Source organism: Klebsiella sp. BIGb0399 (assembly GCF_003752615.1).
GTDB lineage: Bacteria > Pseudomonadota > Gammaproteobacteria > Enterobacterales > Enterobacteriaceae > Klebsiella > Klebsiella lignicola.
This window is the reverse complement of the sequence record NZ_RKHT01000005.1, coordinates 124,710-146,350: the sequence shown is the minus strand read 5'-3', so window position 1 is coordinate 146,350 and position 21,641 is coordinate 124,710. Positions and strand designations below refer to the sequence as shown.

The window sequence follows — 21,641 nt, the reverse complement described above, 5'->3', positions numbered from 1 at the left end:
CACCAGGCCAAAGCTGTGCTTAATTAAAGCTCCCCGACGGGAGCTTTTTTTATGGGAGAAAACCAATGAAACGTACTGTAATTGCCCTTGCCGCCCTGCTGGCAAGCGGACAGGCGCTGGCGGACGAATGCGCCAGCGCCAGCACGCAAGCGGAAATGAACCAGTGTACGGCGGCGCAGTATCAGGCAGACGATCAAAAACTCAATCAAACCTATCAGGAAGCGCTGAAGCGGGCCTCAGGCAAGCAGCAGGAGATGTTGAAAAAGGCGCAGCTGGCCTGGATTGCGCTGCGCAACGACGACTGCGCGTTCCTCGTCTCCGCAGCGGATGGCGGCAGCGCCCAGCCGATGTTGCTCAATCAATGCATGGCGGATAAAACCGTCGAGCGTGAGTCGTTCCTCGCCTCGCTCCTGCAGTGCGAAGATGGCGATCAGAGCTGCCCGCTGCCCCCGGCCAATTAACGTACACGGATCCCTTCAATGATCATCCGCTGAACGTTATCCACGGTTTGTTGAAAAAAGGCCTCGTCGCGTAACGTTGCGCCGGTTACCGCCTCAATCTGGGTGGCAAAATCGGCGTAATGCTGCGTGGTGGCCCAGATCATAAAGATCAGGTGCTGCGGATCCACCGGCGCCAGTTTGCCGCTCTCGACCCAGCCGGAGACAATCGCCGACTTTTCATCCACCAGGGTTTTCAGATCCCCGGTCAGCTCGCCCATCAGCAACGGCGCGCCCTGCAACATCTCCAGACAGAACAACCGCGAGGCCTGCGGATAATCGCGGGAAACCTCCAGCTTCAGGCGGATATATTCTCGGATCGCCACCAGCGGGCTGATATCCTCACGAAACGCCCGCAGCGGCGCCAGCCAGATAGTCAGGATCTGTTGCAGCACCGCGACATACAGCGCCTCTTTCGACGGGTAGTAATAGAGCAGATTGGTCTTTGATACCCCCGCCAGGTCAGCCACCTGCTCAAGCCGCGTCCCGTGAATACCAAATTGTGAAAACGCGTCCAGTGCTGCGGCCAGGATCGCCTCTTTTTTGGCGTTCACCGCCTGTACCCGCTTGCCGGTTTTTTTCACAGCGCCCTGCGCCATAGGTCATCTCCTGTAATCAACGCCCTCAGCATAGCAAAAGCCCAACGCCGACACGACGTTATGCACCCCAATTGCGCATGACTGCCGTTTTTTCGTGCACTATTTTTGACCATTCAGTCCACTTTTTCAATCGACACATTCAGCAACCAACGCGCAACACATTAATAACATTGGTTTTTGAAAAACTGGCATCGAGTTTGCTTTATCTTTCAGGCGAGGTGACCAGGGAGATGCAGGATGCAGCACCACGCGCCTTCTTCTTCCCCGACTGCAGAGAGGTACGTATGAAAATTGGTGTCTTCGTTCCGATTGGTAATAACGGCTGGCTGATCTCCACCCACGCTCCGCAGTACATGCCGACCTTTGAGCTGAATAAAGCGATCGTTCAGAAAGCCGAGCACTACCACTTTGATTTCGCACTGTCGATGATCAAGCTGCGCGGCTTCGGCGGCAAAACCGAATTCTGGGATCACAACCTCGAATCCTTCACCTTGATGGCCGGACTGGCGGCGGTGACCTCGCGGATCCAGATCTATGCCACCGCCGCCACCCTCACCCTGCCCCCGGCGATCGTTGCGCGCATGGCCTCCACCATCGATTCCATCTCCGGCGGACGCTTCGGGGTCAATCTGGTGACCGGCTGGCAAAAACCGGAATACGATCAGATGGGCATCTGGCCCGGCGACGAATACTTCTCTCGTCGCTACGAGTATCTCACCGAATATGTCCAGGTGCTGCGCGACCTCTGGGGTACCGGGCACAGCGACTTTAAAGGTGACTACTTCACCATGAACGACTGCCGGGTCAGCCCGCAGCCATCACAGCCGATGAAGGTGATCTGCGCCGGACAGAGCGACGCGGGCATGGCCTTCTCCGCACAATACGCCGACTACAACTTCTGCTTCGGCAAAGGGGTGAACACCCCCACCGCCTTTGCCCCTACCGCGGCACGCATGATGCAGGCGGCAGAAAAAACCGGTCGCGACGTCGGCTCGTACGTCCTGTTTATGATTATCGCCGACGAAACCGACGAGGCGGCGCGCGCCAAATGGGAACACTACAAAGCCGGTGCCGATGACGACGCCCTGGCCTGGCTCACCGAACAGAGCCAGAAAGACACCCGTTCCGGCAGCGACACCAACGTGCGCCAGATGGCGGACCCGACCTCAGCGGTCAATATCAACATGGGCACGCTGGTCGGCTCCTACGCCAATGTCGCCCGCATGCTCGACGAGGTGGCGACGGTGCCGGGCACCGATGGTGTGCTGCTCACCTTTGACGATTTCCTGCTCGGCATTGAAGCCTTTGGCGAGCGTATCCAGCCGCTGATGCGTTGCCGCGACGCTGTTTCCACCGTTACCCGCGAGGTTGCCTGATGATTACCCTTCCCGCCCGTCCGGAATCCCTGACCTTCCCGGCGCAGAACAGCGCGCTGATCGTCGTCGATATGCAAAACGCCTATGCCAGCCAGGGCGGCTACCTCGACCTCGCCGGGTTTGACGTCTCCGCCACCCGGCCGGTGATCGACAATATCAATACCGCCGTTGCCGCAGCCCGCGCCGCCGGCATGCTGATTATCTGGTTCCAGAACGGCTGGGACGAACAGTACGTCGAAGCCGGCGGTCCCGGTTCGCCGAACTACCATAAATCGAACGCCCTGAAGACCATGCGCAACCGCCCGGAGCTGCAGGGCAAACTGCTGGCGAAAGGCGGCTGGGACTACCAGCTGGTCGATCAACTGCAACCGCAGCCCGGCGATGTGGTGCTACCGAAACCGCGCTACAGCGGCTTTTTCAACACCCCGCTCGACAGCATCCTGCGCAGTCGCGGCATTCGCCACCTGGTGTTTACTGGGATTGCCACCAACGTCTGCGTGGAATCGACCCTGCGCGACGGCTTCTTCCTTGAGTATTTCGGCATCGTGCTGGAAGACGCCACTCACCAGGCAGGCCCGGCCTTCGCCCAGCAGGCCGCATTGTTCAATATCGAAACCTTTTTCGGCTGGGTCAGCGATGTCGCCAGCTTCTGCGAGGCGCTGGAGCCCGCCGCCCCGCTCTCATTCCCGGAGGAGAAACGTTATGCCTAAACAGGTCATTATACCGCCCGGCACCACCACGCCGATTGCCCCTTTTGTCCCCGGCACCCTGGCCGACGGGGTGGTCTATGTCTCCGGCACGCTGCCGTTTGATAAACAAAATAATGTGGTTTATCCCGGCGACCCAAAGGCGCAAACCCGCCACGTCCTCGACACCATCAAAACGGTGATCGAAACGGCGGGTGGCAGTATGGAGGATGTGACGTTCAACAGCATCTTTATCACCGACTGGAAAAACTACGCCGCGATTAACGAAGTCTACGCTGAGTTTTTCCCCGGCGATAAACCGGCGCGTTTTTGTATCCAGTGCGGGCTGGTCAAGCCTGAGGCGCTGGTCGAAATCGCTACCGTCGCCCACATCGGGAAACCAGCCTTATGAAACTGAATATCTCCCCAGCCCCTTTCGATAGCGCACCGGTGGTGGTGCTAAGCGCGGGTTTAGGCGGCGCGGGCAGCTACTGGCTCCCGCAGCGCGCGGTGCTGGCGGAGCGGTATCAGCTGGTGAGTTATGACCAGAACGGCACCGGCGAAAATGCCGGCCCGCTGCCCGCCGGTTACAGCATGGCGGCGATGGCGCTGGAGCTTAAGCAAGCGCTGCAGGCGGCGGGCATCACCCGCTTTGCCTTCGTCGGCCACGCCCTGGGCGGCCTGATTGGGCTCCAGCTGGCGCTCGACTTTCCGCAGGCGGTCAGCGCGCTGGTGCTGGTTAATGCCTGGCTGAGCCTCTCGCCGCATACCCGCCGCTGCTTCCAGGTGCGCGAACGCCTGCTGCACGCCGGCGGCGCCCAGGCGTGGGTCGAAGCCCAGCCGCTGTTCCTCTACCCGGCAGAATGGATGGCCGCCCGCATGCCGAGGCTGGAAGCGGAAGATGCGCTGGCCCTCAGCCATTTCCAGGGTAAAGACAACCTGCTAAAGCGCCTGCATGCGCTAAAAGAGGCCGATTTTTCACGCCGGGCGGCCCAGCTTGCCTGCCCGGCGCTGATCATCAGCGCCAATGACGATTTGCTGGTTCCCGCCTCCTGTTCCCGAACCCTGGCGGCAGCGATACCGAACAGCCAGCAGGTGGAGATGGCCTGGGGAGGACACGCCTGTAACGTGACCGATGCCGGGACCTTCAACCCCATTTTATGCGACGGACTGGCCGCGATGCTGGCCCCGTAATTAAGGAAAATCTATGAGCGAAAGCATTAGCCAGAACGCGCTGGACACCCTGTTCACTCACGCCAGAACCCATAACGGCTGGCTGGATCAACCGGTCACTGATGAGGTACTGCGCGACATTTACGACCTGATGAAAATGGGGCCGACCACCGCCAACTGCTCCCCGGCGCGGATCCTGTTTGTCCGCACCCCGGAAGGCAAAGCGCTGCTGCGCCCGACGCTCTCCAGCGGTAACCTCGAAAAAACCATGACCGCCCCGGTGACGGCGATCGTCGCCTGGGACAGCGCCTTCTACGATCGCCTGCCCGAGCTGTTTCCCCACGGCGACGCCCGCAGCTGGTTCACCTCCAGCCCGCAGCTGGCAGAGGAGACCGCCTTTCGCAACAGCTCGCTGCAGGCGGCGTATCTGATTTTCGCCTGCCGCGCCCTCGGGCTGGATACCGGCCCGATGTCGGGATTCGATCGCCAGAAGGTCGATGCGGCATTCTTCGCCGACAGCGGCTGGCAGAGCAACCTGCTGATCAATATCGGCTATGGCGACGCCGGCAAGCTGTATGGCCGCCTGCCGCGTCTTTCGTTTGATGATGCCTGCCAGCTGGCGTAAGGAGCCCTCATGTCCGTAGCGGATAAACAGCATTTTCGTGACGCCATGGCGCAGGTCGGCGCGGCGGTCAACATTATTACCACCGACGGTCCGGCGGGACGCGCCGGGTTTACCGCCAGCGCGGTCTGCAGCGTCACCGATACGCCGCCGACCCTGCTGGTGTGCCTGAACCGCTCGGCCTCGGTGTGGCCGACCTTCAATCAGCATCAGGCGCTGTGCGTCAACACGCTGGCGGCCGGGCAGGAGTCGTTATCTAACGTCTTTGGCGGCAAAACCCCGATGGCAGAGCGCTTTGCCGCCGCCGCATGGCAAACCGGCCTTACCGGCTGTCCACGGCTGGTCGATGCGCTGGTCAGCTTCGACTGCCGTATCAGCCAGATAGTCAGCGTCGGCACCCACGATATTTTGTTCTGCGAAGTCGCCGATATAGTCAGACACCCAGAGCCGCGCGGGCTGATGTGGTTCGACCGCGGCTACCACACGCTCATGCGTCCAGCCTGTTAACCTCAAACCCGGGATATCATCATGGCACTTTTCGATTTTCCTCGCTGGCAGTTGACCTCCCCCTCCGCCGCGTCCGGCGTTGTGGCCCCCGATGAACGGCTTTCCTTCGGGCAGACGATGGTGATGGGCGTCCAGCACGCGGTGGCGATGTTTGGCGCCACGGTGCTGATGCCGATTCTGATGGGGCTGGATCCGAACCTCGCGATCTTGCTCTCCGGCGTCGGGACCCTGCTGTTTTTCGTGGTCACCGGCGGCCGGGTGCCCAGCTATCTTGGCTCCAGCGCCGCCTTCATTGGGGTGGTGATCGCCGTGACCGGCTTTAACGGTCAGGGGCTGAACCCGAATCTTAGCGTCGCGCTCGGCGGGATCATCGCCTGCGGCCTGGTGTATACCCTGATTGGCCTGGTGGTGATGAAAGTCGGCACCCGCTGGATCGAACGGCTGATGCCGCCGGTGGTGACCGGCGCGGTGGTAATGGCGATCGGCCTGAACCTCGCGCCCATCGCCGTGCGCAGCGTCTCGGCCACGGCCTTCGATGGCTGGATGGCGGTGCTGACCGTGCTGTGCATCGGGCTGGTGGCGGTGTTTACCCGCGGAATGGTGCAGCGTCTGCTGATCCTCGTCGGCCTGATCGTAGCCTGCGCGCTGTACGCGCTGCTGGCGAACGTGTTTGGACTGGGCAAGCCGCTCGATTTTAGCCTGCTGGAACAGGCCGCGTGGTTCGGCATGCCGCACTTCACCGCCCCGACCTTTAGCGGTCCGGCGATGATGCTGATCGCCCCGGTGGCGGTGATCCTGGTGGCGGAAAACCTCGGGCACCTGAAGGCGGTCGCCGGAATGACCGGGCGCAATATGGACCCGTACATGGGGCGGGCGTTCGTCGGTGACGGGCTGGCAACCATGCTTTCCGGCGCGGTTGGCGGCAGCGGGGTGACCACCTACGCGGAAAACATCGGGGTGATGGCGGTGACCAAAGTCTACTCCACGCTGGTGTTCGTGGCGGCGGCGGTGATTGCGATCCTGCTCGGCTTCTCGCCGAAGTTTGGCGCCCTGATCCACACCATTCCCGGACCGGTGATCGGTGGAGCGTCGATCGTGGTGTTCGGCCTGATTGCGGTGGCCGGCGCGCGTATCTGGATCCAGCACCGGGTGGATTTGAGCCTCAACAGCAACCTGATTATGGTGGCGGTCACGCTGGTGCTCGGCGCCGGCGATTTTGCCCTCTCCCTCGGCGGCTTTACCCTCGGCGGTATCGGGACGGCCACCTTTGGCGCCATCCTGCTCCACGCCCTGCTTAACCGTCGCGCACCGGAGACGGCGCAGTCCAACGTGCCTGTGTAATCCCTCTCTGTGCACCGGGGCGACGGTACCCACCGTGCCGTTCGCCCCGTATACAGGCATAAAAAAACCGCCGGTAGAGACCGGCGGCGGGGAGGATATGGCGGGTGCCCAGGAGATTAACGCCACATCACAAACAGTCAGCCTGCTCGTCAGCTATGACGGTTGCCGTGACTGTTTTTCCCTCCTTTTTTGCCAGCTTCCGACGCGCGTTGAGGATCGTTTTTGAAGTTCCCCCCGCTATGCTGGCCACCTTTGCGACCTGCTTCTGATGCTCTTTCACGATCCTCGGCAAAGTTGCCGGAACCGCCACGATGGTTTGCCATCACTGACCTCCACTTGGTTAGACATCATCTCGCATTACCGGCAGCGCCTGGCCCTGCAGCGCAGCATAGGGCATGGCCATTGTGGTGCTGCGTACTGTTAAGCGTAGTGAATGAAACGCATTCGCCTGGTAAATAGAAACATTTTGCAATACCTGCCGGGGTAAAACAGACCCTCCCCCGCCCGCGTCACGCTAAGCGTTTCTTATGGCTCACGAAAAGCCGTCCGGCAAAGATGTTTCTTTTTGCGACAGCCCACTTTTTGCAATTTTGTTATAAATCAAATAAATGATTGTTAGATTTGCACTCTTAGCCAGACGCCTTATCTTTAAAGGTAGCCAGTCGATTGGCTGGTCTCATACGCAACCGAGGAGTGATGCAAATGGCTAAAATTCTGGTGCTTTATTATTCAATGTATGGACACATCGAAACCATGGCTCATGCCGTCGCCGAAGGGGCGAACAAAGTCGATGGCGTTGACGTGGTCGTGAAGCGCGTGCCGGAAACTATGCAAGCAGAGGCGTTTGCCAAAGCAGGCGGGAAAACGCAGAATGCGCCCGTCGCCACGCCGCAGGAACTGGCAGAGTACGACGCCATCATCTTTGGTACCCCAACACGTTTCGGCAATATGTCCGGACAGATGCGCACCTTCCTCGATCAGACCGGTGGCCTGTGGGCATCGGGTGCACTGTACGGCAAACTGGCCAGCGTCTTCTGCTCCACCGGTACCGGTGGCGGGCAAGAACAAACCATTACCTCCACCTGGACGACCCTGGCCCATCACGGGATGGTGATTGTGCCAATCGGCTACGGCGCGCAGGAACTCTTTGATGTGTCGGCGGTTCGCGGCGGTACGCCGTATGGCGCGACCACCATCGCCGGCGGCGACGGTTCACGTCAGCCAAGTCAGGAAGAGCTGGCGATTGCCCGCTATCAAGGTGAACACGTCGCAGGACTGGCAGTTAAATTACACGGCTAACCTTCAGCAGGAGGATGTGCATGCCAACTCAAGAAGCGAAGACCCACCATGTGGGCGAATGGGCAAGTTTACGTAATACCTCTATCGAGATCGCCGAGGCGATTTTCGAATTAGCCAAATACGATGAAAAGCTAGCAGAAAAAATCTGGGAAGAAGGCAGCGACGAAGTGCTCTCTTTGGCCTTCGCCAAAACGGACAAAGACGCGCTGTTCTGGGGCGAACAAACCATCGAGCGTAAAAACGTCTGACGCAGAACGCCCCGGTATCGCTACCGGGACGCCAGTACTGAGAACCGGAGCGGCCAGCAGGCCCTCCGGTTTTTTTATGCCTATTTTGCCGCCTCGTTCATCACCTGCTTAAAGGTTGTCATCGGGCAGAACCCGTCGGCATCCACCGGGCAGCCGTTAAGCGCCAGGGTCACCCGTTGCGGTGGTGATTGCAGGGTTAACGGTTCAGCATTGCGCAGCTGCGAGGTGCTTTGATAGACGTACTCAATTTTCATCAGCTCGCGGTTGCTGCCGCTGTCATGCCAGCGCTGGAAGACGATTTTGCCGCCGATGGGGGTACGTTCGTACTGGTTATGCAGCTGATAAGGCTTGAAGTCCAGCGCGGTCAGCAGAGAGGCGATATTGGAATCGTGCCCCACCAGCAGCGTCACTTTGGCCGCCTGCTGCGCATCGCCGACCAGCGCCTTATCGATATATTTCACCAACGGTTTAGCTACATTGCGCGCCACCTCTGGCGAGGTGAACAGGCTGTCCTGATAGCCGTTTTTCAGCTTCGACAGCACCTGCCACTGCTTATCGCTTTTGATCTCTCCCCATGCCACCTGGTCCAGCGGGAAACCTTCGTAATACTGCAACGTGAAGGCGTCGACCAGCGAGTTACCCACTTTCAGCGGCCCGGAAACCCCCGGCTCCTGTTGGTATTTCGCGCTGAAAGTATCTTTCGCGGCGCTTAACTCACACACCTGCTTCTCTTTGCAGGAGGGGGAATTTTGGTAATCCGTCATTTCCTCGAGCAGCTTGTAGCTGTCGGTCAGCTGCATGCCCTGGCGCTCTTTGGTCATCGCCTGTACCGCTTTTTCGCTGAAGGCGGCGGAATCTTCGGTGATCACCGGGTTAAACGTCGGGTCCATGGTGCCCATTTGCGGCTGGTGATGAACCGTCACGCCGCAGCCGGGAAAGGCGCCGGTGATAAAGAACTGGGCGGTGGCGACGGTCCGTTGCAGGCTGTTGGCGTAAGCGTAAACCGCGTTGTCCGGCGGGCACTCACCGCTGGTCACCAGCCCCTGCTGGGCCAGCCATTCACGCATATAGTGCCCCATGTACACTTCGAGCACCCCGCCTTTGGTGGTCAACTGACCGCCGGGAACATCCCACTCCGGCCACGATTTTGGCGTCGACTGTTCCAGTACGCTGCCGTTATTGGCCAGCGGCGCGCGCAGGTTGTGACGGCTCATGATCAACACCTGCTGCAGCTGATAACCCTGCGGTGCCACCGCGTCCTGCGCCTGGGCCGCGGCGGACAACACCAGCGCCTGGACCACGATACCTGCGAGTAGACTCTTTCTCATCCCTTTATCCTCAGTCATTTTCATCGCTTCTATTGTGGCAAATTCATGACATTTTTCCGCCTCGGCGCTCGCAAACTGAGGCACCGGGAGAAATTTTTATCTGCCCACTTTAACGCCTCAGCAGATGACCGTGCTGGCTCATCCACTCCGCCAGCGGCTGTAACGCGCTGCGCATCGACAGCCCCAGCTCGGTTATCTGATACTCCACCCGAGGGGGGATTTCGGCATAGACGCAGCGCGACACCAGCCCGCGCTGCTCGAACAAGCGGAGCTGACGGGTCAGCTCTTTTTGCGTGATGGGCGCCGCCGCCCGCAGCAGTTCGCCGAAGCGCACCGGCGCATTGAGGACGATCAGCCGGTAGAGGATCGGGATCGCCCACTTCCCGGCAATCAGATTAACAAAGTCGGTCATCGGGCAAGATGAGTGCCCGAAATTTTTTTCATCGACGCTCGCCGCGGTCTTCGCCATAGCACACCTTTTGCCTCGTTAGTATCCAATTGGTACCTGGTATCCTTTGGATACTAAAGCTTTTATAGTCCCATTTCCAGAGACTCAATCAGGAGCATCATCATGGGACGTTTAGCAGGAAAATATACGCTGATTACCGGGGGCACCAGCGGCATCGGCCTCGCCACCGCGCAGGAATTTATTGCCGAAGGGGCGCAGGTCGCGGTCACCGGCCGCCAGCATGCGGCGCGCGAACAGGCGCAGGCGCTGCTGGGAGAAAACGCATGGGTTATTGCGGCTGATGCCGGTGACGCCGCCGGGCAGCGCCAGCTGGCGGAGACCCTGAGCGCACGCTGGCCGCGGCTGGATGCCGTGTTTATCAACGCCGGTGACGTGACCCACGGTAACTTTGGTGAATGGCGCGAGGAGGAGTGGGATCGGCTGATGAACGTTAACCTCAAAGGGCCGTTCTTCTTACTGCAGGCCTTGCTGCCGCTGCTCGCCAACCCCGCGTCGGTGATTCTGTGCGGATCGGTCAGCGCCCATATCGGCTTGCCAACCAGCAGCGCTTACGCCGCCAGTAAAGCCGGGCTGCTGTCGCTGGCGCGCACCCTGTCGGCGGAACTGCTGCCGCGCGGCATTCGCGTGAATGGCCTGAGCCCCGGCCCGGTTCGCACCCCGGCGCTGGATAAGCTGGGCCTCAGCGCTGAGGCCATGAGCGCCCTGCAGGAGGAGATCAAGAACCTGGTGCCGGTCGGACGCATGGGCACCCCGCAGGAGCTGGCCAAAGCCGCGCTGTACCTGGCATCGGATGAGTCCGGCTACGTGGTTGGCAGCGAGCTCCTGGTGGATGGCGGGACGAAAAATCTCTGATCCCGTGACGGCGGCGGGCGTTACTCCGGCAGCGGGACCGCCGCCAGGGTGCAGATAGCTTCATGCTGTCCGCCGCGGCGATCGATCATCACCACTTTGTCGCCGGCTTTTTTGCCTTCACAGGGTTTTAATACCTGGTCCATAACCCGTTCGCGGGTTTGCTGGTTCTCTGACTCTGCCACAGTGGTAAAGGAGGTCAGGATCAAGGTCAGCCCAAGCAGGCCGACGATAGGTCTATTACACATGCATTGTTCTCAGATAATTCTCACTCAGATACAGGGTAACAGCCTGAAGGTCTTACGTCTGTAAAATCAGTTAACGGATTGTTTCTCAGCGAGAAAATCGGCGGGTTCGCTAGCCACAAAAACCATATCACCCTGATTTACGTCGAATTTATCACTGCAATATGTCACATTTCAGACACATCCTGATGCTATCGTGGCGGCAAATTTATAGAGTTCATGTTTTCCACTCAAGCCCAGGATCGCTTATGTCCGGTATTATTCTCATTGTTGTCGCGGTCATTTTGCTGGGGGTTGCGCTTTACAGTCTGGTGTCATACATCAAAGAACGCCGCGCCAGTCAACTCCCTTTCCATAAAAAGAAAAAGTAGTCCGCTCTGTTAGTCACCATGAAAAGAAACAGGCTGGTCACCTTAGTGACCAGCCTCAGGCACTATGCCGGCTTTGACTTCCGAGCAGCCTGAACGGCTACGATTCCCACGCCCGCTCGGCTTTCGCCGCATCGAATTGCGGCGGCGGCTGACGGAAACGACGGGTTAAATAGGTCAAATACAGCAGCCCCACCGCGCCCCATACCAGCCCCAGCGTTAACGATGTCGCCTCAAGGTTGATCCACAGCACCGCCACCGTCGCAGCGCCGATCAGCGGCAGAATCAGATAATGCAGGCGATCCTTCCACGTTTTGTTATAGCCCTTGCGCCGCCAGAAGTGGTTGAACACCGACAGATTAACGAAGGTAAAGGCCACCAGCGCGCCGAAGTTGATCAGCGCCGTCGCGGTCACCAGGTCGAAGAACAGCGCCGACAGCGCCACTACCCCGACCATCAGCACGTTCAGCGCCGGCGTCCGCCACTTCGGATGCACATAGCCGAAAATACGTTCCGGGAAGACGTTATCCCGCCCCATAACGTACAGCAGACGCGACACGCTGGCATGCGACGCCAGGCCCGACGCCAGGGTATTCACGAAGGTAGTGCACAGGAAAATTGACTGGAACAGCTTGCCGCCGACATACAGCGCAATTTCCGGCAGCGCTGCATCCGGGTCCTTAAAGCGGCTGATATCAGGGAAAAAGAGCTGCATAAAGAACGAGGCGACGATAAAGATAATCCCGCCGTACACCGCCGTCAGGAAAATCGCTTTCGGGATCGTCCGCGCGGCGTCCGGGGTCTCTTCTGACAGCGTCGTCACCGCGTCAAAACCAAGGAACGAGAAGCAGACGATCGTCGCCCCGGTAATAATCGGGATCAGATGCGCGTTCTGGCTGATAAACGGCTGCAACGACCATACGGTGCCAACCCCTTCCCCTTTGTGCAGCCCCTGCACCACCAGGAAGATAAACACCACCATGATCGCAATCTGCACCAGCACAAACAGAGTATTAAAGTTCGCCACCAGGTTAACGCTTTTAAGATTCGCCGCCGTCAGAATCACGACAAACCCCACCACCCAGATCCACGGCGGCACTTCCGGGAACAGCGCCGACAAATAGATCTTCGCCAGTAAGACGTTAATCATCGGTAAGAACAGGTAATCGAGCAGCGATGACCAGCCCACCATAAAGCCGACGTGAGGACTGATCGACTTCTGCGCGTAGGTGTACGCCGACCCGGCCTCCGGGAACTGCCGCACCAGCTTACCGTAGCTGATCGCGGTAAACAGCACTCCGGCCAGCGCCAGAAGATAGGAAGCGGGCACGTGGCCGTTGCTGATGCCGGACACAATCCCGAAGGTATCAAATACCGACATCGGGGTGAGATAGGCCAACCCCATTACCACCACTTGCCACAGCTTGAGCGACTTGCGCAGGCCGGGTTTGCCGGCGGCAGACGACACATCGAGCGAGGTGTTAGCAACCATGAGCATCCCCCCCCATGCAAACGTTGGTTTGTGCGCACAATGATCGGGTGACAAACCTGCTTAACAGGGGGGTAAGGCATAAAAAATCGTTCAGGACAGACCGACGAGCGGCGGTTGATTCGGACATCTTGCGGCCTTCATGGCCCCCTTCTCCCTGCGGATATTTGAACATCGGCATCATCTCTTTCCTCGTCACACACTGTGTCGTTAACTGAAGCCCGGTATCGCCTGCGCTCCTTTACGCGACATCCGGGAAATCGCTGGACTTCCAGCAAAAACGTCCGACCAGGCTCCGCTCAGGCCGTATGATGCAACTTTATCGCTCGACGGTAGCGGCCCCTTGCGGGGCAACCATCAGGCGTTTTTCAACATCCACTCAATTTCGGTTTCGGTGATAAGCCGTTCAAACTGCATTAATTCATCATTCTTACAGGCGTGATAAACGTGGCAGAAACGCTCACCCAGCCGCGCGCGCAGGCTATCGTTTTGCATAAACTCCCACAGCGCATCGCTTTGACGGATCGGGAACGGCAGCCCTTCCTGCTCCAGGCCATTGCCTTCCACTTCTTCCTGCAGCGGCAGCGTATTGTCCAGCCCGTGCAATATGCCGGCGAAAATCGCCGCCATCACCAGATACGGGTTGGCATCCGCTCCCGCCACGCGATACTCCACGCGGTGGTTCTGACGATCGCCGCACGGGATCCGCAGCGCCACGGTGCGGTTGTTATGCCCCCAGGAGGCCTGAGTCGGGACATACATCCCCGGCTGGAAACGACGCCACGAGTTAACGTTCGGCGCCAGCAGCGCCATCGACGACGGCATCAGGTCAATCATCCCGGCCAGCGCGCGTTTCAACAGCGCAGAATCCTCGCCGTCGGCGTCCGCCAGCACGTTTTCGCCCCGGTGGTTTTGCATGCTGATATGGATGTGCATCCCGCTGCCCGCGTGCTCTTCATAAGGCTTGGCCATAAAAGTGGCATGCATCTTATGCTTCTCGGCCATCAAACGCACGAGGCGTTTTAACGCCAGCGCATCATCGCAGGCATCGAGCACGTTATCGGTATGATGAAGGTTGATTTCAAACTGACCCGGTGAGGCTTCGGCCACCGCGCCATCGGCCGGAATCAGCTGCAGCTGGGCCAGTTCATCGATGTCATTGAGCACGTCGGCGAAGTGGTTGAGGTTGTCCACCGAGTAGACCTGGCTCTGGGTGTTGCGATCGCCGGTGCCCGGCGCGCAAGGTGGCTGTAGATAGCCTTCGGCATCACGTTTACGATCCAGTAAATAGAACTCCAGCTCTACCGCTACCACGGGGAACAATCCGCGCTGGCGCAGCTGCTGCCAGAGGCGGTTAAGTACGTTCCGCGGCTCAACGTCAAAGGGAGCGCCATCTTCATCCACCATCGTCAGCTGTACCTGAGCGATAGATTGCGGATCGGCAGCCGACGGGGTTAAGGTCCCCGGCACCGGGATGCAGGAACGATCCGGCTCGCCCATATCCTGGCCAAGACCGGCCTCTTCCACCACATTGCCGAGAATATCCATGGCAAAAACCGACGCCGGGAAGTAGCAGCCTTTTTCCAGCTTGCTCAGGCTGGAGACCGGAATACGTTTGCCACGGAAGCAGCCGTTCAGGTCGGTCAGCAACACATCGACATACTGCGTCTCGGGATAACGTTCAAGGTAGCGCTTCACCTCATGAGTGAATGCGCTGCCCCGTCTCTCTTCTGACTGCTGAACAAAATTCTCAACTTCTACAATATTGGTTTCCATCATTCACCGCCGTTGTGTTGGTTTCGGACCGCTGGCTATCTTGCCGTTAAATATAATGTCCACCATTCGAATGTGTATGCAAACAAAATGTTTGTCAAATGTTAAATTAAGTTTGCAAACGGCTATTTGCGCTGCTAGATTGAGAAAATATTGAACGATGTGGCCATTTGGCACGCTAAACGGTCATTATTTAGTCCACTTTGTGAGGGCGATCATGGAAAATATAATGTACAGACCAGTTATTGGTGTCGTGATGTGCAGGAACAGGCTGAAGGGTCACCAGACCCAGACTCTGCAAGAAAAGTACCTGAATGCCATTATTAACGCCGGAGGGTTGCCGATTGCCCTGCCGCACGCGCTGGCCGAGCCGGAAATGCTTGCCGCGTTGTTACCGAAACTGGATGGCATCTACCTGCCAGGCAGCCCTAGCAATGTGCAGCCGCACCTTTATGGTGAAAACGGCGATGAGCCTGACGCCGATCCCGGGCGTGATCTTCTGAGCATGGCATTGATTAACGCCGCGCTCGAAAGGCGCATCCCCATTTTCGCCATCTGCCGTGGGTTACAGGAACTGGTTGTCGCCACCGGAGGGACTCTGTATCGTCGTCTTTTCGAGCAGCCGGAGCTCCTTGAGCATCGCGAAGATCCGGAGCTGCCGGTTGAGCAACAATATGCCCCCTCTCACGAAGTACTGGTTCAGGAAGGAGGATTACTTTCTCAGTTAATACCGGGCTGCAACACGTTTTGGGTAAACTCGCTACATGGGCAGGGCGCACGCACCGTAAGCTCACGTCTGCGCGTCGAAGCTCGTTCTTCGGATGGGCTGGCTGAGGCGGTCAGCGTCAATGACCACCCTTTCGCGCTGGGCGTGCAATGGCACCCAGAATGGAACAGTAGCGAATACGCCCTCTCGCGTTTGTTGTTTGAAGGTTTTATCACCGCCTGTCAGAACCACATGGCTGAAAAGCAGCGGCTCTGACCATTACAGTTAAGGAAATGCAAATATGAGCGATGACGGCCTGGCGCCAGGAAAACGTCTGTCAGCGATCCGCCAACAGCTGGGTCTCTCACAACGTCGTGCCGCCGAACTGTCTGGGTTAACACATAGTGCCATCAGCACCATAGAACAGGACAAAGTCAGTCCTGCCATCAGTACGCTGCAAAAGCTGCTGAAAGTTTATGGGCTGTCGCTCTCGGAATTCTTTTCTGAACCAGAAAAACCTGATGAACCCCAGGTGGTGATTAATCAGGATGACCTTATCGAAATCGGCAGTCAGGGGGTTTCGATGAAGCTGGTCCACAATGGAAATCCGAACCGTACGCTGGCGATGATTTTTGAAACTTACCAGCCTGGAACCACGACCGGGGAGAGGATCAAACATCAGGGTGAGGAAATAGGCACCATACTGGAAGGTGAAGTCGTACTGGAGATGAACGGCCAGTCGTATCATCTGGTGGCTGGACAGAGCTATGCCATTAATACCGGCATACCGCACAGTTTCAGCAATACCTCGGCAGGCGTCTGCCGAATTATCAGTGCCCATACTCCCACCACATTCTGATTTTTTAGCCTGAGACTATCTCAGGCTTTCTTCAGGCCAGCGCCGTCGGAAGCCCATTTTCCCACGGCGCGAAGAACACGCAAATATGCAGCTGCGCAACGATTCTGCTGCGTCGCGCGGCGGCTTATTTCCTGCGGGCCCGACTAATACACAGGCGCGAATAAAACGCGCAATAACGGTATCTGCCCCCGGGGACGCCCTACGCCCCGCACGGTCCGGCATGCCTACAATTCGATTATGTGATTAAGGAGTCTTATATGGATTTCAAACATCTGGCCTGGTGGCAGGATAAAGCGAAAAGCATGGAGATTGAAACGCGGTTATTTATTAATGGCGACTATTGCTCTGCTGTCGATAATACCACGTTTGAAACCATCGACCCCGCCGCACAGCAGACCCTGGCGCACGTTGCCCGGGGCAAAAAGGCCGACGTCGAACTCGCCGTGCAGGCCGCCCGTCGCGTGTTCGATCGCGGTGACTGGTCCCAGGCCTCGCCGGCGCAGCGCAAAGCCGTGCTCAACAAGCTGGCGGACCTGATGGAGCTTCATCGTGAAGAGCTGGCGCTGCTGGAAACCCTCGATACCGGGAAGCCGATCCGCCACAGCCTGCGCGACGATATTCCCGGCGCCGCCCGCGCCATCCGCTGGTACGCCGAAGCCATCGACAAAGTGTATGGCGAAGTGGCCCCCACCGGCGCTAATGAACTGGCGATGATCGTCCGCGAACCGGTTGGCGTCATTGCCGCCGTGGTGCCATGGAACTTCCCTCTGCTGCTGGCCTGCTGGAAGCTTGGCCCGGCGCTGGCAACCGGCAACAGCGTGATCCTCAAACCGTCAGAAAAATCCCCGCTGACCGCCCTGCGTCTGGCCGGACTGGCGAAAGAGGCCGGCCTGCCGGATGGCGTGCTGAACGTGATCAGCGGCTACGGCCACGAAGCGGGCCAGGCCCTGTCGCTACACCCCGACGTCGAAGTGCTGACCTTTACCGGCTCCACCCGGACCGGCAAACAGCTGTTAAAAGATGCCGGCGACAGCAACATGAAACGCGTCTGGCTGGAAGCGGGCGGCAAGAGCGCCAACATCGTCTTTGCCGACTGCCCGGACCTGCAAAAAGCGGTTAACGCCACCGCCGGCGGCATCTTCTACAACCAGGGCCAGGTCTGCATCGCCGGCACCCGTCTGCTGGTCGAAGCGAGCATCGCCGACGAGTTCCTGCGCCGCCTGCAGGAGCAGGCGCGCCTCTGGCAGCCGGGCAACCCGCTGGATCCCGAGACCACCATGGGAATGCTGATCGATAACACCCATGCCGACAGCGTGCACAGCTTCATCCGCGTCGGAGAAAGTCACAGCACCCTGCTGCTGGACGGGCGCAAAAATCCGTGGCCCGCCGCCGTCGGCCCGACGATTTTCGTCGACGTTGACCCGACGTCCCCGCTGAGCCGCGAGGAGATTTTTGGCCCGGTATTGGTGGTAACCCGCTTCACCTCGGAAGAGGAAGCCCTGCGCCTCGCTAATGACAGCGATTACGGCCTGGGCGCCGCGGTCTGGACCCGCGATCTTTCCCGCGCCCACCGGATGAGCCGCCGTCTGAAAGCCGGCTCCGTGTTTGTGAACAACTATAACGATGGTGACATGACCGTGCCGTTTGGCGGGTATAAGCAGAGCGGCAACGGACGAGATAAGTCGCTGCACGCGCTGGAAAAATTCACCGAACTGAAAACGATATGGATGACTCTGGAGTCTTAATCATGACCGAACATACCACCAGTTATTACGCCGCCAGCGCCAACAGCTACGAACCCTTTCCGACGCTGAGCGAATCCATCAGCTGCGATGTCTGCGTTATCGGCGGCGGCTATACCGGCCTCTCTTCGGCCCTCCATCTGGCCGAAATGGGCTACGACGTGGTGCTGCTGGAAAGCGCGCGCATTGGCTTCGGCGCCAGCGGGCGCAACGGCGGCCAGCTGGTCAACTCCTACAGCCGCGATATCGACGTGATTGAAAAAACCTACGGCCCCGACGCGGCCCGCATGCTCGGCAGCATGATGTTCGAAGGCGGCAATATTATTCGCGAGCGCATCCAGCGCTACCAGATCCAGTGCGACTACCGCCCCGGCGGCCTGTTTGTGGCGATGAACCACAAACAGCTGGAAACCCTGGAAGAGCAGAAAGCGAACTGGGAGCGCTACGGTAATCAGCAGCTGGAGCTGCTGGACGCCAGCGCCATCCGCCAGGAAGTTAACAGCGACCGCTACACCGGCGCCCTGCTCGACCATAGCGGCGGCCATATTCATCCGCTCAATCTGGCCATCGGCGAAGCAGATGCCATTCGCCTTAACGGCGGCCGGGTGTACGAGCAGTCACCGGTCACCCGCATCCAGCACACCAGCCCGGCGGTGGTGACCACCGCCAAAGGCCAGGTCACCGCCCGCTACGTGATCGTCGCCGGCAACGCCTACCTTGGCGATAAAGTCGAGCCAGAACTGGCCAAACGCAGCATGCCGTGCGGCACCCAGGTCGTCACCACCGAACCGCTTTCGGAGGAGGTCGCGCGTTCGCTGATCCCGAAAAACTACTGCGTCGAAGATTGTAACTACCTGCTGGATTACTACCGCCTGACCGGCGACAACCGTCTGCTGTACGGCGGCGGCGTGGTCTACGGCGCTCGTGACCCGGACGACGTCGAGCGCCTGATTATGCCGAAGCTGCTGAAAACCTTCCCGCAGCTGCAAGGGGTGAAAATCGACTACCGCTGGACCGGCAACTTCCTGCTGACGCTCTCGAGGATGCCGCAGTTTGGCCGCCTCGATAACAACATCTATTACATGCAGGGCTACAGCGGGCACGGCGTGACCTGTACCCACCTCGCCGGACGGCTGATTTCCGAGCTGCTGCGCGGGGATGCCGAGCGCTTCGACGCCTTTGCCAACCTGCCGCACTATCCGTTCCCCGGTGGGCGCAGCTTGCGCATTCCGTTTACCGCCATGGGCGCGGCCTACTACAGCCTGCGCGATCGGCTGGGCGTTTAATCCCCTCTGCCGACGGCGCCCGCCGTCGGCAACCTTGCCTCACTCTCCTGTTCCGGCAGGCTCTGGGGGAAATGCTGCTGAAAGTAGTGGCGCAAAAACTCCACGCAGATGCGAATTTTCGCCGAGGTCGCCAGCCGTGACACGTACACCGCCCAGATGCTGGCGGGCTGATAATACTCCGGCAGCAGATGCAGCAGATTGCCGCTGGCGATATTCTCCCTGACGTCCCACCACGATCGCAGCGCGATCCCCTGGCCCTCCAGGCACCACTGGTGGACGATTTCGCCATGGTTCGACGACAGCGGCCCGGTCACTTTAATCGCGTGTTCCCCCTCTTTATCGTGCAGCTGCCAGACGCCAAAGGGCCGGTCGCGTTCTTTGATCACCAGGCAAGGCAGCGCGGCAAGGTCGCTCAGCTGCTTTGGCCGGGAATGACGGGCCACAAATTCCGGTGAGGCGCAGAGAATCCGGTGATTGGTGGCTAGCTTGCGGGCAATCAAATGGGGAGCAATATCGTCCCCCACGCGGATATCCAGATCGACCCCCTCATTGGCTAAATCCACCAGCCGGTCGGCGACATCAAAACGGATCTCCAGTTGCGGATAGCGCTGGGCCAGCTCAGACAGCGCCGGAGCGACCACCCGGCGACCAAAGCCAAAGCTGCTGATAATCCGCAGCGTCCCCTGCGGCACCTGCCGCACGTCCGAGAGCTCATCCATCATCTGGTCGACATCCTGCAAAATGCGCTGCCCCCACTCGTAGATACGCTCCCCCTCTTCGGTGATGGCGACCCGGCGGGTGGTGCGGTGCAGCAGCTGGACATTAAGCGTTTGCTCCAGCAACGACACCCGCTTGCTGACAAACGCCGGCGAAACGCCCAGCTCTTCGGCAGCAGCGGCAAAACCGGCGCGACGGGCGACCAGCATAAAGACGCGTAAATCGTTCAGCAGCGGCAGATTATTCATGATTCGTGTTTTATGTTTCACCAGTTGACGGGATTAATTATGAATCAGTCAATTATAGGATAGCGGTGAAGTCAATTTTCCTTACCGCAAACTGAGAACAACGATGAATAAAACCCTACGTATTGCCGCCATCCCCGGCGATGGCATCGGTAAAGAAGTGCTGCCTGAGGGCATTCGCGTACTGCAGGCCGCCGCCGAACGCTGGGGGCTGGCGTTAAGCTTCGAGCACATTGAATGGGCCAGCTGCGATTACTACGCCCGGCACGGAAAAATGATGCCCGACGACTGGCAGGCGCAACTGAAACCGTTCGATGCGATCTATTTCGGCGCGGTCGGCTGGCCGGATATTGTGCCGGATCACATCTCCCTGTGGGGTTCGCTGCTGAAGTTCCGCCGCGAGTTCGACCAGTACGTCAACCTGCGCCCGGTGCGTCTGTTCCCTGGGGTTCCCTGCCCGTTGGCAGGTAAGCAGCCCGGCGATATCGATTTTTACGTAGTGCGCGAGAATACCGAAGGGGAATATTCCGCCCTCGGCGGGCATGTTAATCCTGGGACCGAGCATGAAGTGGTGATTCAGGAGTCGGTGTTTACCCGCCGCGGCGTGGACCGGATCCTGCGCTACGCCTTTGAGCTGGCGCAAAGTCGCCCGCGCAAGACGTTAACATCGGCGACCAAATCCAACGGCCTCGCCATCAGCATGCCATTCTGGGACTCGCGGGTTGAAGCCATGGCTCAGCACTATCCGCAGGTACAGTGGGACAAGCAGCATATTGATATTCTGTGCGCCCGCTTTGTGCTACAGCCGGAGCGTTTTGACGTAGTGGTTGCCTCAAACCTGTTCGGCGATATCCTCTCCGACCTCGGCCCGGCCTGTACCGGCACCATCGGGATTGCCCCGTCGGCAAACCTCAATCCGGAGCGCACCTTCCCGTCGCTGTTTGAAGCGGTTCACGGCTCGGCGCCGGATATCTACGGTAAAAATATCGCCAACCCCATCGCCACCATCTGGGCCGGGGCGATGATGCTCGATTTCCTCGGCAACGGAGATGCGCGTTATCGGGCCGCCCATGACGGTATTCTGGCGGCGATTGAGCAGACCATCGCCAGCGGACCGAAAACGCCGGATATGCAGGGCAGCGCCTCCACCCAGCAGGTGGGCGCCGCAATTTGCCAGGCGCTCGGCCGGTAAGGAAAATCCCCCGGCGCGTTGCGCC

General features: G+C 59.1%; 25 protein-coding genes. 17 read left to right on the top strand and 8 right to left on the bottom strand.

Annotation, left to right across the window (positions count from 1 at the left end; genetic code table 11):
* Nucleotides 1-65 precede the first annotated feature (65 nt).
* Complete coding sequence (locus EDF82_RS01005; RefSeq protein ID WP_123753776.1) at nucleotides 66-461, top strand: lysozyme inhibitor LprI family protein; 396 nt, start codon at nucleotides 66-68, stop codon at nucleotides 459-461.
* Here EDF82_RS01005 and rutR read toward each other — a convergent pair.
* A complete protein-coding gene (rutR, locus tag EDF82_RS01000) occupies nucleotides 458-1,096 on the bottom strand; it encodes an HTH-type transcriptional regulator RutR (RefSeq protein WP_123753775.1) in 639 nt (212 codons plus the stop codon). The genes EDF82_RS01005 and rutR overlap by 4 nt on opposite strands.
* A 284-nt stretch (nucleotides 1,097-1,380) precedes the next feature.
* Here rutR and rutA point away from each other — a divergent pair, with 284 nt between their 5' ends.
* Genes rutA through rutG form a run of 7 tightly spaced genes read left to right on the top strand, consistent with a single transcriptional unit; the run spans nucleotide 1,381 to nucleotide 6,801 of the window.
* On the top strand, nucleotides 1,381-2,472 hold the full coding sequence (gene rutA / locus EDF82_RS00995; protein WP_123753774.1) for a pyrimidine utilization protein A: 1,092 nt from the start codon (nucleotides 1,381-1,383) through the stop codon (nucleotides 2,470-2,472).
* Nucleotides 2,472-3,182, top strand: a complete 711-nt coding sequence (gene rutB, locus EDF82_RS00990; protein ID WP_123753773.1) for a pyrimidine utilization protein B — start codon at nucleotides 2,472-2,474, stop codon at nucleotides 3,180-3,182. The genes rutA and rutB overlap by 1 nt, the downstream gene beginning before the upstream one ends.
* On the top strand, nucleotides 3,175-3,570 hold the full coding sequence (rutC, locus tag EDF82_RS00985) for a pyrimidine utilization protein C (RefSeq protein ID WP_123753772.1): 396 nt from the start codon (nucleotides 3,175-3,177) through the stop codon (nucleotides 3,568-3,570). Before rutB ends, rutC begins: the two co-directional genes overlap by 8 nt.
* Nucleotides 3,567-4,352 (top strand): pyrimidine utilization protein D, encoded by a 786-nt coding sequence (gene rutD / locus EDF82_RS00980; RefSeq protein WP_123753771.1) that lies wholly within the window; start codon nucleotides 3,567-3,569, stop codon nucleotides 4,350-4,352. Before rutC ends, rutD begins: the two co-directional genes overlap by 4 nt.
* A 13-nt stretch (nucleotides 4,353-4,365) precedes the next feature.
* Nucleotides 4,366-4,956: a malonic semialdehyde reductase gene (locus EDF82_RS00975; protein ID WP_123753770.1), complete on the top strand. Its 591-nt coding sequence runs from the start codon at nucleotides 4,366-4,368 to the stop codon at nucleotides 4,954-4,956.
* Between the two features lie 9 nt (nucleotides 4,957-4,965).
* On the top strand, nucleotides 4,966-5,460 hold the full coding sequence (rutF, locus tag EDF82_RS00970; RefSeq protein WP_123753769.1) for an NADH-dependent FMN reductase RutF: 495 nt from the start codon (nucleotides 4,966-4,968) through the stop codon (nucleotides 5,458-5,460).
* Nucleotides 5,461-5,481: 21 nt separating this feature from the next.
* Nucleotides 5,482-6,801, top strand: coding sequence for a pyrimidine utilization transport protein G (gene rutG / locus EDF82_RS00965; RefSeq protein WP_123753768.1), 1,320 nt, complete (start codon nucleotides 5,482-5,484; stop codon nucleotides 6,799-6,801).
* Nucleotides 6,802-6,950: 149 nt separating this feature from the next.
* Here the strand turns inward: rutG and EDF82_RS00960 are convergent, their stop codons facing one another.
* Nucleotides 6,951-7,124 (bottom strand): general stress protein, encoded by a 174-nt coding sequence (locus EDF82_RS00960; RefSeq protein WP_004860412.1) that lies wholly within the window; start codon nucleotides 7,122-7,124, stop codon nucleotides 6,951-6,953.
* 379 nt (nucleotides 7,125-7,503) lie between these two features.
* Here EDF82_RS00960 and wrbA point away from each other — a divergent pair, with 379 nt between their 5' ends.
* Together wrbA and EDF82_RS00950 are read left to right on the top strand one after the other, a co-directional pair.
* A complete protein-coding gene (gene wrbA, locus EDF82_RS00955) occupies nucleotides 7,504-8,100 on the top strand; it encodes an NAD(P)H:quinone oxidoreductase (protein ID WP_123753767.1) in 597 nt (198 codons plus the stop codon).
* Nucleotides 8,101-8,120: 20 nt separating this feature from the next.
* Nucleotides 8,121-8,348 carry a YccJ family protein gene (locus tag EDF82_RS00950; protein WP_123753766.1) on the top strand — a complete coding sequence of 76 codons (228 nt, stop codon included), beginning with the start codon at nucleotides 8,121-8,123 and terminating at the stop codon, nucleotides 8,346-8,348.
* A gap of 80 nt (nucleotides 8,349-8,428) precedes the next feature.
* Here the strand turns inward: EDF82_RS00950 and agp are convergent, their stop codons facing one another.
* Both agp and EDF82_RS00940 read right to left on the bottom strand, forming a co-directional pair.
* Nucleotides 8,429-9,676, bottom strand: a complete 1,248-nt coding sequence (gene agp, locus EDF82_RS00945; RefSeq protein WP_123753765.1) for a bifunctional glucose-1-phosphatase/inositol phosphatase — start codon at nucleotides 9,674-9,676, stop codon at nucleotides 8,429-8,431.
* 109 nt (nucleotides 9,677-9,785) lie between these two features.
* Complete coding sequence (locus EDF82_RS00940) at nucleotides 9,786-10,145, bottom strand: helix-turn-helix domain-containing protein (protein ID WP_123753764.1); 360 nt, start codon at nucleotides 10,143-10,145, stop codon at nucleotides 9,786-9,788.
* 102 nt (nucleotides 10,146-10,247) lie between these two features.
* Between EDF82_RS00940 and EDF82_RS00935 the strand changes: the two genes are divergently transcribed.
* Nucleotides 10,248-10,997 carry an SDR family oxidoreductase gene (locus EDF82_RS00935; RefSeq protein WP_123753763.1) on the top strand — a complete coding sequence of 250 codons (750 nt, stop codon included), beginning with the start codon at nucleotides 10,248-10,250 and terminating at the stop codon, nucleotides 10,995-10,997.
* Between the two features lie 20 nt (nucleotides 10,998-11,017).
* On the opposite strand, the gene EDF82_RS00930 is transcribed toward EDF82_RS00935, so the two are convergent.
* Nucleotides 11,018-11,242 (bottom strand): hypothetical protein, encoded by a 225-nt coding sequence (locus tag EDF82_RS00930; protein WP_123753762.1) that lies wholly within the window; start codon nucleotides 11,240-11,242, stop codon nucleotides 11,018-11,020.
* Between the two features lie 245 nt (nucleotides 11,243-11,487).
* Between EDF82_RS00930 and EDF82_RS00925 the strand changes: the two genes are divergently transcribed.
* Nucleotides 11,488-11,610 (top strand): small membrane protein, encoded by a 123-nt coding sequence (locus EDF82_RS00925; protein WP_123753761.1) that lies wholly within the window; start codon nucleotides 11,488-11,490, stop codon nucleotides 11,608-11,610.
* A 97-nt stretch (nucleotides 11,611-11,707) separates the two neighbouring features.
* Here EDF82_RS00925 and EDF82_RS00920 read toward each other — a convergent pair whose 3' ends face one another.
* Both EDF82_RS00920 and EDF82_RS00910 read right to left on the bottom strand, forming a co-directional pair.
* A complete protein-coding gene (locus EDF82_RS00920) occupies nucleotides 11,708-13,099 on the bottom strand; it encodes an APC family permease (RefSeq protein ID WP_123755435.1) in 1,392 nt (463 codons plus the stop codon).
* 354 nt (nucleotides 13,100-13,453) lie between these two features.
* Nucleotides 13,454-14,872 carry a glutamine synthetase family protein gene (locus tag EDF82_RS00910; RefSeq protein ID WP_123753759.1) on the bottom strand — a complete coding sequence of 473 codons (1,419 nt, stop codon included), beginning with the start codon at nucleotides 14,870-14,872 and terminating at the stop codon, nucleotides 13,454-13,456.
* 226 nt (nucleotides 14,873-15,098) lie between these two features.
* Between EDF82_RS00910 and puuD the strand changes: the two genes are divergently transcribed.
* The 4 genes from puuD to EDF82_RS00890 all read left to right on the top strand — a co-directional run bounded on the left by puuD (nucleotide 15,099) and on the right by EDF82_RS00890 (nucleotide 19,462).
* Entirely contained in the window at nucleotides 15,099-15,851 is a 753-nt protein-coding gene (puuD, locus tag EDF82_RS00905) for a gamma-glutamyl-gamma-aminobutyrate hydrolase (protein ID WP_174510323.1), read from the top strand.
* A 25-nt stretch (nucleotides 15,852-15,876) separates the two neighbouring features.
* The gene (gene puuR, locus EDF82_RS00900) at nucleotides 15,877-16,434 is read left to right on the top strand and encodes an HTH-type transcriptional regulator PuuR (RefSeq protein WP_123753757.1); all 558 of its coding nucleotides are present in this window, start codon (nucleotides 15,877-15,879) and stop codon (nucleotides 16,432-16,434) included.
* 257 nt (nucleotides 16,435-16,691) lie between these two features.
* Nucleotides 16,692-18,179 (top strand): aldehyde dehydrogenase PuuC, encoded by a 1,488-nt coding sequence (gene puuC / locus EDF82_RS00895; protein WP_123753756.1) that lies wholly within the window; start codon nucleotides 16,692-16,694, stop codon nucleotides 18,177-18,179.
* 2 nt (nucleotides 18,180-18,181) lie between these two features.
* Nucleotides 18,182-19,462 (top strand): FAD-binding oxidoreductase, encoded by a 1,281-nt coding sequence (locus EDF82_RS00890; protein ID WP_123753755.1) that lies wholly within the window; start codon nucleotides 18,182-18,184, stop codon nucleotides 19,460-19,462.
* Here the strand turns inward: EDF82_RS00890 and EDF82_RS00885 are convergent.
* Entirely contained in the window at nucleotides 19,459-20,448 is a 990-nt protein-coding gene (locus EDF82_RS00885) for a LysR substrate-binding domain-containing protein (protein WP_227540085.1), read from the bottom strand. The two genes, EDF82_RS00890 and EDF82_RS00885, sit on opposite strands and share 4 nt — an antisense overlap.
* An 82-nt stretch (nucleotides 20,449-20,530) precedes the next feature.
* On the opposite strand from EDF82_RS00885, the gene EDF82_RS00880 reads away from it, so the two are divergent.
* Entirely contained in the window at nucleotides 20,531-21,616 is a 1,086-nt protein-coding gene (locus EDF82_RS00880) for a tartrate dehydrogenase (protein ID WP_123753753.1), read from the top strand.
* Nucleotides 21,617-21,641 lie beyond the last annotated feature (25 nt).

Coding starts and splice junctions, on each gene's coding strand:
- EDF82_RS00925 (WP_123753761.1), top strand. CDS start 11,488: ATGTCCGGTATTATTCTCATTGTTGTCGCGGTCATTTTGCTGGGGGTT.
- EDF82_RS00890 (WP_123753755.1), top strand. CDS start 18,182: ATGACCGAACATACCACCAGTTATTACGCCGCCAGCGCCAACAGCTAC.
- wrbA (WP_123753767.1), top strand. CDS start 7,504: ATGGCTAAAATTCTGGTGCTTTATTATTCAATGTATGGACACATCGAA.
- puuC (WP_123753756.1), top strand. CDS start 16,692: ATGGATTTCAAACATCTGGCCTGGTGGCAGGATAAAGCGAAAAGCATG.
- EDF82_RS00950 (WP_123753766.1), top strand. CDS start 8,121: ATGCCAACTCAAGAAGCGAAGACCCACCATGTGGGCGAATGGGCAAGT.
- EDF82_RS01005 (WP_123753776.1), top strand. CDS start 66: ATGAAACGTACTGTAATTGCCCTTGCCGCCCTGCTGGCAAGCGGACAG.
- puuR (WP_123753757.1), top strand. CDS start 15,877: ATGAGCGATGACGGCCTGGCGCCAGGAAAACGTCTGTCAGCGATCCGC.
- EDF82_RS00975 (WP_123753770.1), top strand. CDS start 4,366: ATGAGCGAAAGCATTAGCCAGAACGCGCTGGACACCCTGTTCACTCAC.
- agp (WP_123753765.1), bottom strand. CDS start 9,676: ATGAGAAAGAGTCTACTCGCAGGTATCGTGGTCCAGGCGCTGGTGTTG.
- EDF82_RS00940 (WP_123753764.1), bottom strand. CDS start 10,145: ATGGCGAAGACCGCGGCGAGCGTCGATGAAAAAAATTTCGGGCACTCA.
- EDF82_RS00920 (WP_123755435.1), bottom strand. CDS start 13,099: ATGGTTGCTAACACCTCGCTCGATGTGTCGTCTGCCGCCGGCAAACCC.
- rutD (WP_123753771.1), top strand. CDS start 3,567: ATGAAACTGAATATCTCCCCAGCCCCTTTCGATAGCGCACCGGTGGTG.
- EDF82_RS00960 (WP_004860412.1), bottom strand. CDS start 7,124: ATGGCAAACCATCGTGGCGGTTCCGGCAACTTTGCCGAGGATCGTGAA.
- rutA (WP_123753774.1), top strand. CDS start 1,381: ATGAAAATTGGTGTCTTCGTTCCGATTGGTAATAACGGCTGGCTGATC.
- rutF (WP_123753769.1), top strand. CDS start 4,966: ATGTCCGTAGCGGATAAACAGCATTTTCGTGACGCCATGGCGCAGGTC.
- EDF82_RS00935 (WP_123753763.1), top strand. CDS start 10,248: ATGGGACGTTTAGCAGGAAAATATACGCTGATTACCGGGGGCACCAGC.
- rutG (WP_123753768.1), top strand. CDS start 5,482: ATGGCACTTTTCGATTTTCCTCGCTGGCAGTTGACCTCCCCCTCCGCC.
- puuD (WP_174510323.1), top strand. CDS start 15,099: ATGTACAGACCAGTTATTGGTGTCGTGATGTGCAGGAACAGGCTGAAG.
- rutC (WP_123753772.1), top strand. CDS start 3,175: ATGCCTAAACAGGTCATTATACCGCCCGGCACCACCACGCCGATTGCC.
- rutR (WP_123753775.1), bottom strand. CDS start 1,096: ATGGCGCAGGGCGCTGTGAAAAAAACCGGCAAGCGGGTACAGGCGGTG.
- rutB (WP_123753773.1), top strand. CDS start 2,472: ATGATTACCCTTCCCGCCCGTCCGGAATCCCTGACCTTCCCGGCGCAG.
- EDF82_RS00910 (WP_123753759.1), bottom strand. CDS start 14,872: ATGGAAACCAATATTGTAGAAGTTGAGAATTTTGTTCAGCAGTCAGAA.
- EDF82_RS00880 (WP_123753753.1), top strand. CDS start 20,531: ATGAATAAAACCCTACGTATTGCCGCCATCCCCGGCGATGGCATCGGT.
- EDF82_RS00930 (WP_123753762.1), bottom strand. CDS start 11,242: ATGTGTAATAGACCTATCGTCGGCCTGCTTGGGCTGACCTTGATCCTG.